This is a genomic window from Phenylobacterium sp. (assembly GCF_031360265.1).
In the GTDB taxonomy this organism is placed as follows: Bacteria; Pseudomonadota; Alphaproteobacteria; order Caulobacterales; family Caulobacteraceae; genus Phenylobacterium.
The window spans coordinates 1-13,123 of sequence record NZ_JANMBF010000102.1; the positions used below are offsets into that span (position 1 = coordinate 1).

12 protein-coding genes and 1 pseudogene are annotated in these 13,123 nt (G+C 70.5%); 7 read left to right on the top strand and 6 right to left on the bottom strand.

Annotated elements, in window-relative coordinates:
* The coding region (locus RMN86_RS08950; protein ID WP_309605491.1) for an aspartate kinase at positions 1-1,040 on the bottom strand (1,040 nt) is incomplete at its 3' end.
* Between the two features lie 121 nt (positions 1,041-1,161).
* Here RMN86_RS08950 and RMN86_RS18145 point away from each other — a divergent pair.
* From RMN86_RS18145 to RMN86_RS08970, 4 genes and pseudogenes are all read left to right on the top strand, one after another.
* Positions 1,162-1,308, top strand: a pseudogene (locus tag RMN86_RS18145) (AbrB/MazE/SpoVT family DNA-binding domain-containing protein); the annotation flags it as partial.
* Between the two features lie 325 nt (positions 1,309-1,633).
* A complete protein-coding gene (locus RMN86_RS08960) occupies positions 1,634-2,014 on the top strand; it encodes a type II toxin-antitoxin system VapC family toxin (RefSeq protein WP_309605493.1) in 381 nt (126 codons plus the stop codon).
* Between the two features lie 4 nt (positions 2,015-2,018).
* A complete protein-coding gene (ubiG, locus tag RMN86_RS08965; protein WP_309605494.1) occupies positions 2,019-2,804 on the top strand; it encodes a bifunctional 2-polyprenyl-6-hydroxyphenol methylase/3-demethylubiquinol 3-O-methyltransferase UbiG in 786 nt (261 codons plus the stop codon).
* Between the two features lie 93 nt (positions 2,805-2,897).
* On the top strand, positions 2,898-3,968 hold the full coding sequence (locus tag RMN86_RS08970; protein ID WP_309605495.1) for a hypothetical protein: 1,071 nt from the start codon (positions 2,898-2,900) through the stop codon (positions 3,966-3,968).
* 29 nt (positions 3,969-3,997) lie between these two features.
* On the opposite strand, the gene RMN86_RS08975 is transcribed toward RMN86_RS08970, so the two are convergent.
* The gene (locus tag RMN86_RS08975) at positions 3,998-4,300 is read right to left on the bottom strand and encodes a transcriptional regulator (protein WP_309605496.1); all 303 of its coding nucleotides are present in this window, start codon (positions 4,298-4,300) and stop codon (positions 3,998-4,000) included.
* A gap of 196 nt (positions 4,301-4,496) precedes the next feature.
* Here RMN86_RS08975 and RMN86_RS08980 point away from each other — a divergent pair, with 196 nt between their 5' ends.
* Positions 4,497-6,128: a long-chain fatty acid--CoA ligase gene (locus RMN86_RS08980; protein ID WP_309605497.1), complete on the top strand. Its 1,632-nt coding sequence runs from the start codon at positions 4,497-4,499 to the stop codon at positions 6,126-6,128.
* Positions 6,129-6,448: 320 nt separating this feature from the next.
* The gene (locus RMN86_RS08985) at positions 6,449-7,366 is read left to right on the top strand and encodes an alpha/beta hydrolase (protein WP_309605498.1); all 918 of its coding nucleotides are present in this window, start codon (positions 6,449-6,451) and stop codon (positions 7,364-7,366) included.
* Positions 7,367-7,373: 7 nt separating this feature from the next.
* Here the strand turns inward: RMN86_RS08985 and chrA are convergent, their stop codons facing one another.
* On the bottom strand, positions 7,374-8,588 hold the full coding sequence (chrA, locus tag RMN86_RS08990) for a chromate efflux transporter (RefSeq protein ID WP_309605499.1): 1,215 nt from the start codon (positions 8,586-8,588) through the stop codon (positions 7,374-7,376).
* Positions 8,589-8,752: 164 nt separating this feature from the next.
* Here chrA and RMN86_RS08995 point away from each other — a divergent pair, with 164 nt between their 5' ends.
* Entirely contained in the window at positions 8,753-9,838 is a 1,086-nt protein-coding gene (locus RMN86_RS08995; protein WP_309605500.1) for a Zn-dependent alcohol dehydrogenase, read from the top strand.
* Positions 9,839-9,854: 16 nt separating this feature from the next.
* Here the strand turns inward: RMN86_RS08995 and arsC are convergent, their stop codons facing one another.
* The 3 genes from arsC to RMN86_RS09010 all read right to left on the bottom strand — a co-directional run bounded on the left by arsC (position 9,855) and on the right by RMN86_RS09010 (position 13,058).
* Complete coding sequence (arsC, locus tag RMN86_RS09000; protein WP_309605501.1) at positions 9,855-10,205, bottom strand: arsenate reductase (glutaredoxin); 351 nt, start codon at positions 10,203-10,205, stop codon at positions 9,855-9,857.
* A gap of 56 nt (positions 10,206-10,261) precedes the next feature.
* The gene (locus RMN86_RS09005) at positions 10,262-10,540 is read right to left on the bottom strand and encodes a helix-turn-helix transcriptional regulator (RefSeq protein ID WP_309605502.1); all 279 of its coding nucleotides are present in this window, start codon (positions 10,538-10,540) and stop codon (positions 10,262-10,264) included.
* A gap of 136 nt (positions 10,541-10,676) precedes the next feature.
* Complete coding sequence (locus tag RMN86_RS09010) at positions 10,677-13,058, bottom strand: M20/M25/M40 family metallo-hydrolase (RefSeq protein WP_309605503.1); 2,382 nt, start codon at positions 13,056-13,058, stop codon at positions 10,677-10,679.
* Positions 13,059-13,123: the final 65 nt, after the last annotated feature.

Here is a 13,123-nt window from a genome sequence, read left to right on the forward strand (position 1 = left end):
ACCGCCACGTCGTCGAAGCCGATCTCCTTCTGCGCGGCGCGGACGATCTCGACGGTGCGCGCGGCGTCGCGCTTGCCGACGGTGAATTCCATGTTGGCGGTGTCGGCGGTGCGGGCGTGGCTCTGGACGATCATGTCCACATTGACGTTGGCGTCGGCCAGCCGGCCGAAGATCTCCGAGGAGACGCCCGGATGGTCCGGCAGGCCGAACAGGCTGATCTTGGCCTCGTCGCGGCTGTAGGCCACGCCGCTCACGATGCGCTTTTCCATGATCTCTTCCTCGTCACAGACGATGGTGCCCGCATTGGCGGTGTCGTCGCCGGGCTCGACAAAACTGGACAGCACGCGGACCGGAACGCCCTGGGCCATGGCCAGCTCGACCGACCGGGTCTGCAGCACCTTGGCGCCCAGCGAGGCCATCTCCAGCATCTCCTCGTAGGAGATCTTCGACAGCCGCCGCGCCTTGGATTCGATGCGCGGGTCGGTGGTGTAGACCCCGTCCACGTCGGTATAGATGTCGCAGCGGATGGCCTTGACGGCGGCGGCGATGGCCACGGCGCTGGTGTCGGAGCCGCCCCGGCCCAGGGTGGCGATGCGCCCGTCGCGGGTGACGCCCTGGAAGCCCGCGATCACCGCCACCTCGCCGGCGTCCATCGCCGCGGCCAGCTTGTCGGGCGCCACCTCGTCGATCCGGGCGCGGCCGTGGGCGTCGTCGGCGATGATCGGGATCTGCCAGCCCAGCCACGAACGCGCCGGTACGCCGATGTTGCGCAGCGCCATGGCCAGCAGCCCCGCCGTGACCTGTTCGCCGGAGGCCACCACCACGTCGTATTCGTCGTCGGAGGGCGAAAGTCCCTGCGCCGCGGCGCCGGAGCCGTCGGTCCAGGCCACCAGCTCATTGGTCTTGCCGGACATGGCCGAGACGACCACGGCGACGCTGTGCCCGGCTTGCACCTCGGCGTTCACCAGCCGCGCGACGCGGCGGATGCGCTCCAGGTCGGCCACCGACGTGCCGCCGAATTTCATCACCAGCCGGGACACTTGGCGCCGAACCCCCCGCATCAAGAGGGCGACCTTCTAACGGCGGGGCAGGGGCGGCACAACGGCCTTGACCGCAAAGGCGACCAGCCTATCTAACTACCTATCAACCCGGAGATCAGACATGGACGACAGCAACGTCGCCGCGGTGGTGGGATCGAACCTCAGCGTTTCGGACAAGATCCGCGCTCTGGCCGCCGCCGGTCACCCGCGCGCCGACATCGCCCGGCTGCTGGGAAAGCGCTATCAGCACGTCCGCAATGTGCTGGAGGCGGACAGGGTGGCGGCACAGTCGGCGCCGGCTGTGCTGGACGCCGGCTCGGGCGTTGAGGAGCCGAGCCGCCTGTTCGCGGCCGGCCATCGGCTCGCCGTCGAGCCCGGCGGCATGGTGCGCCTGCCGCCCGACCTATTGATGGCGCTACAGGCCAAGCCGGGTTCGGTGGTCATCGCCGAGGTTCAGGATGACGGCGTCCATCTGTTCAGCAATGCGGCGGCCTGGGACCGCGTCCGCGCTATGGTCCGCCAGATCGGCATCGATCCGAAGCGTGACCTGGTTGCCGAACTGCTAGCCGACCGTCGTGCGGAAGTGGCGCGGGATGACTAAAGTTGTCCTCGACGCCTCGGCTGTGCTCGCCGCGATTCACGGCGAGGCCGGCGCCGCGACCGTCGAGCCGCGCTTGAACGGGGGGAAACTATCAACGGTCAACCTGGCCGAAGTCGCCCAGCGCCTCAACGATGAATGGTCGGATGACCTGGTGGCCGGCGTGCTTTCGGGGCTTCCGTGCGACCTGGTCGCCTTCGATGCGGCGCTCGCGCTGCGCACCGGACTGTTGCGCCGCGTCACGCGGGCCAGCGGCCTGTCGCTCGGCGACCGCGCCTGCCTGGCCCTGGCCGAGCACCTTGGCCTACCCGTCCTCACCGCCGACCGCGCCTGGGCGGACCTGGACGTCGGCGTCGAAGTCGTGCTGATAAGGTGAGATCATGAGCGTCGCCGACCAGCCGGGCCACAAGTCCTCCATAGACCCCGCCGAGGTCGCCCGGTTCTCGAAGATCGCAGCGGAATGGTGGGACCCAAAGGGCAAGTTCGCCCCGCTGCACAAATTCAATCCGGTCAGGCTGGGCTTCATCCGGGACCAGGCGCTCTACCGCTTCGGCCGCGACGGCGCGGCGCGGCGGCCGTTCGAGGGGCTGCGGCTGCTGGACATCGGCTGCGGCGGCGGGCTGCTCAGCGAGCCGATGACCCGGCTGGGCTTCACCGTCGTCGGCGTCGACGCCTCGGAGCGCAACATCGGCACAGCGGCCGCCCACGCCGCCGAGCAGGGGCTGGCCATCGACTACCGCTGCTCGACGGCTGAGGCGTTGCTGGCGGCCGGCGAGACCTTCGACGTGATCCTCAACATGGAGGTGATCGAGCATGTGGCCGATCCGGGCGCCTTTCTGCGCGACTGCGCCGCCATGCTCGGGCCCCCTACGTCTAAGCCGGAGGGCCTGATGATCGTCGCCACGCTCAACCGCACGCTGAAGGCCTTCGCGCTCGCCAAGGTGGGCGCCGAATACGTCCTGCGCTGGCTGCCCGCCGGCACCCATGACTGGAGCAAGTTCCTCAAGCCCGAGGAGCTCCGCGGCTTCCTGGCCGACGCCCAGGTGGTCGTCGACGGCCCCTACGGCGTGGTCTTCGATCCGCTCAGCGGCCGCTGGTCCCAGAGCCACGACGCGGCGGTGAACTACATGATGACGGTGGCGCGGGACGCGAATTCCCCTTGGTGAGACAGGAGGCTTTGCGAATGCCGATCGAGGGGGCAACCTGTCGTCGCAGAGGGGCCCGCTGACCGGCCCGGCCAGGTCTTGGGACGCATCAGGATGAAGATCACCGCTATCGCCGCCCTGGCCATCCCCGCCTTGGCGATCGCCGCCCTGGCCCCGTTCGCGGCGTCGGGCCAGGCGCCCTACAAGGCGCCGCGCACCGCCTCGGGTCAGCCTGACATCGGCGGCTACTGGTCCAACGCGACGCTGACCCCGATGCAGCGCGACAGCAAACTCGGCGACCGGCCGGCCTTCACGCCGGCGGAGACCAGGCTGCTGGAAGCCGACGAGGCCCACCAGGTCGACGTGGGCAACAAGCGCACGGACCCCGATGCGCCGGTCAACGCCCCCAACGGGCTGGAGCTCAAGCCGTCGTTCCTGGCGGCCGGCGGCGTTGTCGGCGGCTACACCCGCGCCTGGCTCGATCCCGCCCACACGGTGTGGCGGGTGGCCGGCCAGCCGCGCACCTCGCTGCTCACCACCAGGGACGGCCACGTCCCGCCGCGCAAGACCGCCGGGGCGAGCGCGGCCGGCTATTACAGCGGCGGCGGCGAGGGCAGCCGCGACCCCCTGGGCTCCTACGACAATCCGGAGAACCGGCCGCTCAGCGAGCGCTGCATCATGTTCGGCGGCAACGTCGGCCCGCCGATGCTGCCCAACGGCTTCTACAACAACGACTACAACATCGTGCAGACCAGGGACGCCATCGCCATCCAGGTGGAGATGGTCCACGACACGCGGATCGTGCGGCTGAATTCCCGGCACCGGGCCGACGACATGCGCCCTTGGTTCGGCGACTCCATCGGCTGGTGGGAGGGCGACACCCTGGTCATCGAGACCAACCACATCCCGCAGAAACAGGCCTTCCAGGGCGCCTGGAAGGACCTGACGATCACCGAGCGCCTGACCCGCACCGCCAAGGACCGGCTGCGCTATGCCTTCACGGTCAGCGCGCCGACCTCCTGGGACCGGCCCTGGGGCGGCGAGTACGAGTTCGCCCCGATGCGCGGCGTGATCTACGAATACGCCTGCAACGAAGGCAACTACGCCCTGCCCGGCATCCTCGCCGGCGCCCGCAACGCCGAGCGCGACCGCGCCGGCGCCCCGGCGAAGGGCGGGAGCGACTAGGGGGGCGCCTTACCTCCCCCGCAACTGGATCAAGCAATCGCCGCAATCCCCTTGCGATCGATCACGTCGAGCCGCCGGGCCGAAGCGCCGCCTGGTTTCTTGAGGCCCTGCTCCCACTGGGCGACCGTGCTCGCGCCCACACCCACCATCACCGCAAAGATCGGCTGACTCATCCGCGTCCCGCGCCGGATGCGCCGGACATCAGCGGCGGTGAAGCTGCGCTTCGGCGGCAGGCACAGTTCATCCATCATCCGCATCGTGATGGCGTCCATCGCACCCACCGCGCGCAGGTCTTTGGCCATGTCATGGGCCGTATCGAGAAGGTCGCTCATTGCCCGCGCTCCATTTCCGCTATCGTTCCCTTGGCCTTCAGCGCTTCGATCTGCGCATTCGCCGCGCCAACCAGAGACGCCGCGTTGGCGCCAAGCGGTGTTCGTGGACGAAACTCAACAACCGTCTTCGCCGCCTCGACGCCGCCCTGCGACCCCCCTAACCTGCCCGCGACACCTCACATGGAGCAACCGCCGCATGCTGGCGCTGATGATGGACCGGCCGCTGCTGCTGCCGTCGATCCTGGAATACGCCGCCCAGTACCATCCGGACCGCCCGGTGGCGGACCGCACCGTCGAGGGGCCGATCCATCGCTATGGCTATGCCGACGCGCTCGCCCGCACCAAGCGGATGGCCAATGCGCTGGTGGCCCTGGGGGTGAAGCCGGGCGACCGGGTGGCCACGCTGGCCTGGTCGACGCACCGCCATTTCGAGCTCTATTTCGCGGTCACCGGGATCGGCGCGATCCTGCACACCATCAATCCGCGGCTGCATCCTGACCAGATCGTCTGGGTCGCCAATCACGCCGAGGACAGCGTGCTGTTCTTCGACATCAGCTTCGCCGGCCAGGTGGCCGAGCTGGCCCCCCGGATGCCGACGGTCCGCACGCGGGTGGCGATGACCGATCGCGCGCATCTGCCAGACGACGCGCCGGCCGACGCCCTGGTCTACGAAGAGCTGATCGGGGCCAATTCGCCGGACTTCGACTGGCCGGCGCTGGACGAGCGGCAGGCGTCCGGGCTTTGCTACACCTCCGGCACCACGGGCCATCCCAAGGGGGTGCTCTACGGCCACCGCTCGACGGTGCTGCACGCCATGGCCCTGGCGCTGCCCGACGCCTTCAACTTCTCGGCCCGCGACGTGGTGATGCCGTGCGCCCAGATGTACCACGCCAACGCCTGGTGCACGCCCTATGCGGCGCCCTTGGTGGGGGCCAGCCTGGTGCTGCCGGGCCGCGCGCTGGACGGCGCCAGCATCGCCGAACTGATCGAGAGCGAGGGCGTCACCTTCCTGCTGGGCGTGCCGACCATCTGGGTCGGCGTGGCCGATCACCTGGACGCCACCGGCGGGCGACTGACCTCGGTGAGGACCATCGCGGTGGGGGGCTCGGCGCCGACCGCGGCCCTGGTCAGCCGGATCGAGGACCGGCTGGGCGGCCAGGTGCGGCAGATCTGGGGGATGACCGAGACGTCTCCGCTCGGCGTCATCAACACGCCGCTGCCGGAACACGCCGGCGAGGACGCGGCGGCCACTCTCAAGCGCAAGCTGAAGCAGGGCCGGGGCCTGTGGGGCGTCGACCTGCGGATCCTCGACGACCACGGCGAGATCGCCCCGCGCGACGGGACCACGGCGGGGGCTTTGCAGGTGCGCGGCCCCTGGGTCGCCTCGGCCTATTTCAAGCATGACGGCTCAGAGGTCTTCGGCGACGACGGCTGGTTCGACACCGGCGACATCGCCACGATCGACGAGGCCGGCTACCTGCGGCTCACCGACCGGGCCAAGGACGTGATCAAGTCCGGCGGCGAATGGATCTCGACGCTCGACCTGGAGGAGGCGGTCTGTTCGCACCCCGCCGTGGCCATGGCCGCCGCCGTCGGCGTGCCGCACCCCAAGTGGGATGAACGGCCGCTGCTGCTGGTCACCCTGCGCCCCGGCCAGACGGCGGACCCGGAAGACCTCAAGGCCCAGGTCGCCGCGCGCGTCGCCAGGTGGTGGACCCCGGATGAAGTGCGCATCGTCGAGACCCTGCCGATCGGCCCGACCGGCAAGGTGTTGAAGCGCGAGCTGCGCGAGGCGCTGGCGAAGGAAAGCGCGGCGATCTCCTCCTGATCGTCAAAGCCACCCTCTGCTCGTCATCGCCCCTCTTGCTTGTCATGGCCCGGCTTGTCCGGGCCAGCCATGATCGCCGTGCCTGCAAGCCGGAGTCCGTCGGCGGCGCCGCGCTCATTCCTTCACCACGGAGACCATGGGTCGCCCGGACCAGCCGGGCGATGACGAGCAGGGGGTGGCGATGACGAGCAAGCGGGCTGAGCGACCCCGAAGCCACAGGCGGACGATCAAATCGTCTCGCGGCCAATAGGGACAGAACCGCGCCTTGAACGGCGCGTTAGCGACCTCAGCTGTAGATGTGATCGCAGGAGGCCGTGTTGATGGCGCGCAAGAGGCCGAAAGGGTTGCTGGCGATGGGCTGGGCCTCGTTCGAGAGCGCCGCGCGCGGCCGCACCGAACATGCGCCCACCTCGGCCGACTATCCCGACACGGTGGTGCGCCGCACGACCTTCACCGCCGGCGGAGGGCACGGCTGGCGGATCTCGGCGCTGGAGACGCCACGCGCACGGCCGGCGGCCTGGAAGATCGTGGTGATCACCGGCGCGCCCTCATGGGCGGAATACTGGGCCGAGACCCTGGCCGCCCTGCCGGCGGACCGCGAGATGATCGTCGTCGACCGGCCGGGCTACGGCGCCTCGGAGCCGCGGGATCCGGTCCACGACATCCGCACCCAGGCCGAGGCCCTCGCGCCCCTGCTGGCCGCGGCGCGCGGACAGAAGGTGATGCTGGTCGGCCAGAGCTATGGCGCGGCGATCGCCTCGCTGATGGCCGAGGCGCAGCCGGGCCGGGTGACCAGCCTGGTGCTGCTGTCGGGGTTCTTCGCCGACACCGGACCCACGGCGCGCTGGCTGCTGGATGTGGGATCGCGGGCCTTGAAGGTCCTGCCGCGCGACCTGCGCCACGCGGTGGTCGAATGTTCGGGCCAGCGGCCGCAGTTGGCCTATGCCCGCCGCGCGCTCGGCAGGCTGAATATCCCGATCCATATGATCCACGGCGACCGCGACGACTTCGCGCCGATCGAGGTCGCCGAGCGGCTGGCGGCCGAGACCGTGACGCGCAGGCCGATCCGCTTCATCCGCACGGCGGGCGCCAACCATTTTCTCAACGACGGTCCGGCGGAGGCTTTGCTGGCGGCGCTGGAAACCTGCATCCCGACCCGCGCGCCCTGGCGGTTTGCCTGGCCCCGGCTGCCCAGGCTCAGCCTGCCCAGGTTCCTGGGGCAAGCGTCGGGCGCCTAGGTTCGGCTCACGGCGTGAACACGCCGGTCAGGAGGCCTAGGCCGACCACCACGATCCATGGCGGCAGGCCGGCGACGAACAGGAAGACAAAGGCGCCCGCCGCCAGCGCCCAGTCGCCGGGCCGCTGCATCGCCGTCGACAGCATCGGGTTCCACAGCGCCGCCGCCAGCACGCCGACCACCACGGCGTTGACGCCAGCCAGGACGGCGCGCGCCCCGGCCAGGGTCTTCAACCGGTCCCAGAACGGCAGGACGCCGGCCACCAGCAGCAGGCTGGGCAGGGAGATCGCGCCCAGCGCCGTCAGGCCGCCGCGCCATCCGCCGGGGGCCACCGTCTGAGCGGCGCCCACGAAGCCGGCGAAGCTGAACAGCGGGCCAGGCAGGGCCTGGACCGCGCCATAGCCCGCCAGGAAGCTCTGCTGGTCGAGCCAGCCCCGGCTGACGATTTCGCCCTGCAGCAGCGGCAGCACCACATGGTCGCCGCCGAACACCAGGGCGCCGGTGCGATAGAAAACGCTGGCCAGGCCCAGCATCGGACTGTCCAGCAGGCCGGCCAGGAACGGCGCGAGACCCAGCAACAGCACGAACGCCCCAAGGGCGATCATCGGCACGGCGACGGGAACATCGCGGGTCGCCGCATCTTCCGGGGCTCGGTGGGCGTCGGGGACGGATGGCGGCTCGCGCAGCATCAAGAGCCCGAACAGGCCGCCGGCGCCCAAGGCCAGGATCTGGGCCACCGGTCCATGCGCGATCAGCAGGCCGCTTGCCGCGCCCAGGGCGATGCCGGCCCGGATCGGCCCGACCGCCAGCGCGCGCGCCATGCCGATCAGCGCCTGCAGCACCACGGCGGCCGCGGCGATCTGCAGGCCATGCAGGAACCCGCTTCCCCAGACGGCGGTGAGCTGGGGCGCCACATAGGCAAGGCCGATCATCGCCGCGCCCGCCGGCAGGGTGAAGCCGAGCCAGGCGGCCAGCAGGCCCACGAAGCCCGCGCGTCGCAGCCCGATGGCCATGCCGAGCTGGCTGGAGGCGGGGCCCGGCAGAAACTGGGCCAGCGCCAGGAGGTCCGCGAAGGCGGCCTCGGAGAGCCAGCCGCGACGCTCGACGAACTCGCGCCGGAAGTAGCCGAGATGCGCCACGGGTCCGCCGAAAGCGGTCAGGCCCTGAACCAGGAAGGCCTGGAACACTTCCCAGACCCGGCGGGGCTTCGGCGTCTCGTCCATCGGCTCCTGTCTTGCGGCGAAGGGCTGCGCCTGTCGATAGGTTTGCGCGCCCGCGACAGGTTTTGAACCCTCGCGCGGCGAAAGCCCTTGGCCGGCCCAGCTGATCGGCGATAAGGCTTTGCATCGAAGGCCCGGCCAGCGGGCTCCGGTTAAGGGGAATCGCCATGAAGGCCGCCGTCCTGCGCGAAGTGCGCACGCCGCTTCAGATCGAAGACGTGCAGATCAACAAGCCCGGCCCGCACGAGGTGCTGATCCGCACCGCCGCGGCCGGCGTCTGCCACTCCGACCTGCACTTCATCGAAGGCTCCTATCCGCACCCGCTGCCGGCGGTGCTGGGCCACGAGAGCGCCGGCGTCGTCGAGCAGGTCGGCTCCGAGGTCCGCACTGTGAAGCCGGGCGACCATGTGATCACCTGCCTCTCGGCCTTCTGCGGCCACTGCGAATCCTGCCTGACCGGGCACATGAGCCTGTGCGTCTCGCCGGAGACCAAGCGCGGCCCGGAGGATGAGCCGCGGCTGAGTTCGGCCAAGGGGCCGATGATGCAGTACCTGAACCTGTCGTCCTTCGCCGAGCAGATGCTGATCCACGAGCACGCCTGTGTGGCGATCCGCAAGGACATGCCGCTGGATCGCGCCGCCCTGATCGGCTGCGGGGTGATGACCGGTGTCGGCGCGGTGTTCCACACCTCCAACGTCCGCCCCGGCGACACCGTCGCGGTGATCGGTTGCGGCGGGGTTGGCCTGGCGGCGATCAACGGTGCGGCGCTGGCCGGCGCCAGCCGGATCATCGCTATCGACATGTCGCCCGGCAAGGCGAACATGGCCAAGTCGTTCGGGGCCACCGACTTCATCGCCGCCGGTGAAACCGACGTGGTCAAGGAAGTGCTCGAGATGACCAAGGGCGGCGTCCAGCACTCCTTCGAGGCCATCGGGCTTTCCAAGACCGCCGAGCAGGCGTTCAACATGCTGCGCCGCGGCGGCACGGCCAATGTGATCGGCATGATCCCGGTAGGCCAGACCATCACCCTGATGGGGGCGGCCTTCCTCGGCGAGAAGCGCATCCAGGGCTCGCTGATGGGCTCCAACCGCTTCCCGGTGGACATGCCGCGGCTGGTGGATTTCTACATGGCCGGCAAGCTGAAGCTCGACGACATGATCTCGCGCCGCATCAAGCTGGCCGACGTCAACGACGCCTTCACCGAGATGAAGACCGGCGCGGTCGCCCGCTCCGTAATCGTGTTCGACGCCTGACAAGGGCCAAGCGCGGCTAGAGCAGCGACAGCACCCGCTCGGCGGGCCGGCACAGCGCCGCGCCCTTGGGGGTGACCACGATCGGTCGCTCGACCAGCACCGGATCGGCGATCATCGCCGCGATCAGCCTGGCTTGCGGGGCGGCAGGATCGGTGAGCCCGAGGTCCACCGCCGCCGTTCCGCGCACCCGCAGGATATCGCGGGCCGGAACGCCCAGGCGGGCCAGCAGCTGCTCCAGCTGGGCCCTGCTCCAGCCGACCTTGAGGTATTCGACGACGGTCGGCTCCACGCCCCTGTCGCGCAGCAGGGCCAGGGTGTTGCGCGAAGTTCCGCAAGCCGGGTTGTGGTAGATCGTCACGTCGCTCATGGGCGCCGGCATATCCAACCCGCGCCCACGCGCCAAGCCCGCTGCTTCGCCGGGACTCAGGCGGCGTTCGCGCGGAAGGACTCGACCTCCGCGTCGGTGCGAGGCCGGCTCTCGAAATTCAGGTTCTCAACGAAGAAGCTGGCCGGAACCTGCAGGGCGTCGGCGAGCACGACCAGCTTTGCGACCGAGATGGCGCTGGTCCCGCTCTCGTACTTCTGAATCTGCTGGAAGCTCACGGAACAGGCGCGCGCGATATCCTCCAGCGTAAGGTCGAGAAACCGCCGCCGCTGGCGCAGGCGCCGTCCCACGGCGCGATAGATTGCCCGCTCGTCCATCGCCATTCCCTCCACGCGAACCCGAAGACCGCAGCCTAGCGGCGGGATGAAACGGGGCTGTGACGCGCGTCACAGGCGAGTGACGTCTCGACGGCCTAGCCGGCCGCCAAACCGGTCGAGTCCGGCGCGACCCGACTCACCAGGTGAAGCGACGCGTGCCGGTGACAAGGGTGGAATCCGAGAGGTCGAAGGCCATCACATCCTTCGGGCGCGGCGGCAGCGGCGGCGCGCCGATCGGCCAGTGCTCCTGCGTGGCGGTGGAGGTGACGCTGAGCGTGCCCGGCCCATCGGGGCGGATGACCACGTCGAAGCCCGGCTGGGCGGCCGCCCAGCTCAGCTGGGTCGCAGCGCCCGGCCTCATCGACAGGCGAACGGGCACGCCGCCCATGGCGGTGATCGCGCCGGGGGTGTCGATCCCCAGCGTCAGGTCCACGACCCGGACGCCGAGCGGGGGCTGGACGTGCAGCCGCAGTTGGCCGTCGGCGCCCTTCGTCAGGGTCAGATCGGTCCCGGGGAGGTCGAGGTAGGGCGCGGGGGCCGCGTCCACTTCGCCGCCGCGCCGGCCCTTGATCCTGCCGATCGTGGCCCCACCGGTCTTCAGCACCGCCTCGGCCCAGGGCGGCCGGTCCGCGGCGCCACTGACCCGCCAGGCCTTGTGGGCGTCCTGGTCGATCCGGTAGGTCACGTGCGCGATCCGCGGGTGGCGCGCGTCGTAGGGATTGTTGAATCGCACCGTCAGGGTGACCGCCAGGCCCGCGAGGATCAGGGCGGGCCCCAACAGCCGAGCGGGTGGGGCGCCCTCCTCGGTCTGGGCCAGCGGCCAGACGACCAACGCGGCCATCAGCAGCGGCAGACACAGGAGCTCCGGCAGATCCAGGCTGATGTAGGCGCCGTGGGCCAAGGTGGCCGCCAGACTGAGGCCCAGCGTCGCGACGAGCGCGAGGGCCAGGATCGCGCCGGTCTTTCGCGCGCTCGCCGCGGCGGTCGCCATCGCGGCGAGGCCCGCCAGCGCCAGCGGCCAGGCGATCACGAACGCGGCCACCGGGGCCAGAAACTGAGCGACGACGCCCATCGCCAGACCCAGCAGCAGCACCCCGGTCCATCCGCCGGGCCGGCTGACCGGTCGGCCATAGGCCGCCAGGCCGACCAGCGCTGCGGCCGCGCCTTCGACAAGCGCGATCTGGTCAAGGCCGCCGATCAGGCAGCTTACAAGGCTGGCCCCCAGGGGCAGCAGGATCACTCGGCGTCGGCCTCTCGAGAGTTCCGCGGCGCTGAACAGCAGGACCCCGACCCCCAGGAGGAAGAGCGCCACCTCCCATCGCGGCGCCTGCGCCAGCAGGAAGCGTTGCTCCAAGAAACCCGAGGCCGCTCCGGTCGCCTTGCGCGCGGCGTGAAGGACCACCGCGGCGGTGATCGCCGCGAACATGGCGGCCCCGGCGCCTCCGGCGAGATCGAGCCAGGGGAACCGTTCCAGCTGACGCGCCCGCCCGGCGCCCGCCGCGATCATCAGCGCCGCCAGGACCAGGATCCCCCAGCCCAGCCACGGCGGATAGGCCAGCGTCAGGCCGCCTGGGATCTGGCCATAGACCAGGTCCGACGTGGCCGGCGGCAGGGTGGCTGAGAAGGCGACGGCCATCGCCGGCCCCAGCACCTGATCGCCCATGTCCTGCAGGGTCCCGCGATCCTGGGTGGCCGGTGTCGAAGACGGCGCGTGGTAGTCGAACTGGCGGCCGATGAAGGCGTAGTTCAGGCCGGGCGCGCGGGCCCGCCGGGATACCGTGAAGTCCGTGTCGTTGGGCATTCTCGCGTAGATGAAGCCGGTGAGCGAGGTGGCGACCGGCCGCTTCGCCGTCGCCGCCATCAACCGCACCGCGCCGCCGTTGCCCGCGCCGGTCTGGAACATCTGCACCCGGCCGGCCGAGCCGCGGGCCTCCATGTTGAACACGAAGCCCACGCGCGCGGCCATCGGGTCGCGGGCAAAGAAGGCGTCGGCGCCCAGCAGCCCCGCCTCCTCGCCGTCGGTGATCAGCACGATCACGTCGCGGGCTGGGACCCCCTTGGCCTTGATCGCGCGGACGATTTCCAGCGCCGAGGCAACGCCGGCGGCGTCGTCCGAGGCGCCGGTCGAGCCGGGCACGCTGTCGTAGTGCGCCATCAGGACCATCGCCGGCAGGGTCCGGTCGCGGCCGGCCAACACGCCCACCACGTTCTCCACATAGCCGCCGACGAGAAGGTTCGTGGCGAATCTCGGCTGCTCGACGCCGGCGCCGGGATGGATCCGCGGGGAAAGACCCAGCTCGGCCATGCGCCGCAGCAGATAGTCACGGGACGCCCGGTTGGCGGCCGAGCCCACGGGATGGGGAACCGAGGCGACGCCGACGATGTCTGCCATCGCCCGATCGGCGGAAAAGGCGGCGGCGGCAGCGTCGGCGCGGGCCGGCCGCGGCGTCTGCTCTCCAGCCCAGGCGATCAGCCCGGCCGCGATCAGGGCGCCGATCAGCGCCAGCAGTCGTCCCATGGGTGTCTCACCGAGGCGTCGCGCGCCGAGCCAAAACCCTGGCCCGGCAAACGAAAACGCCCGCC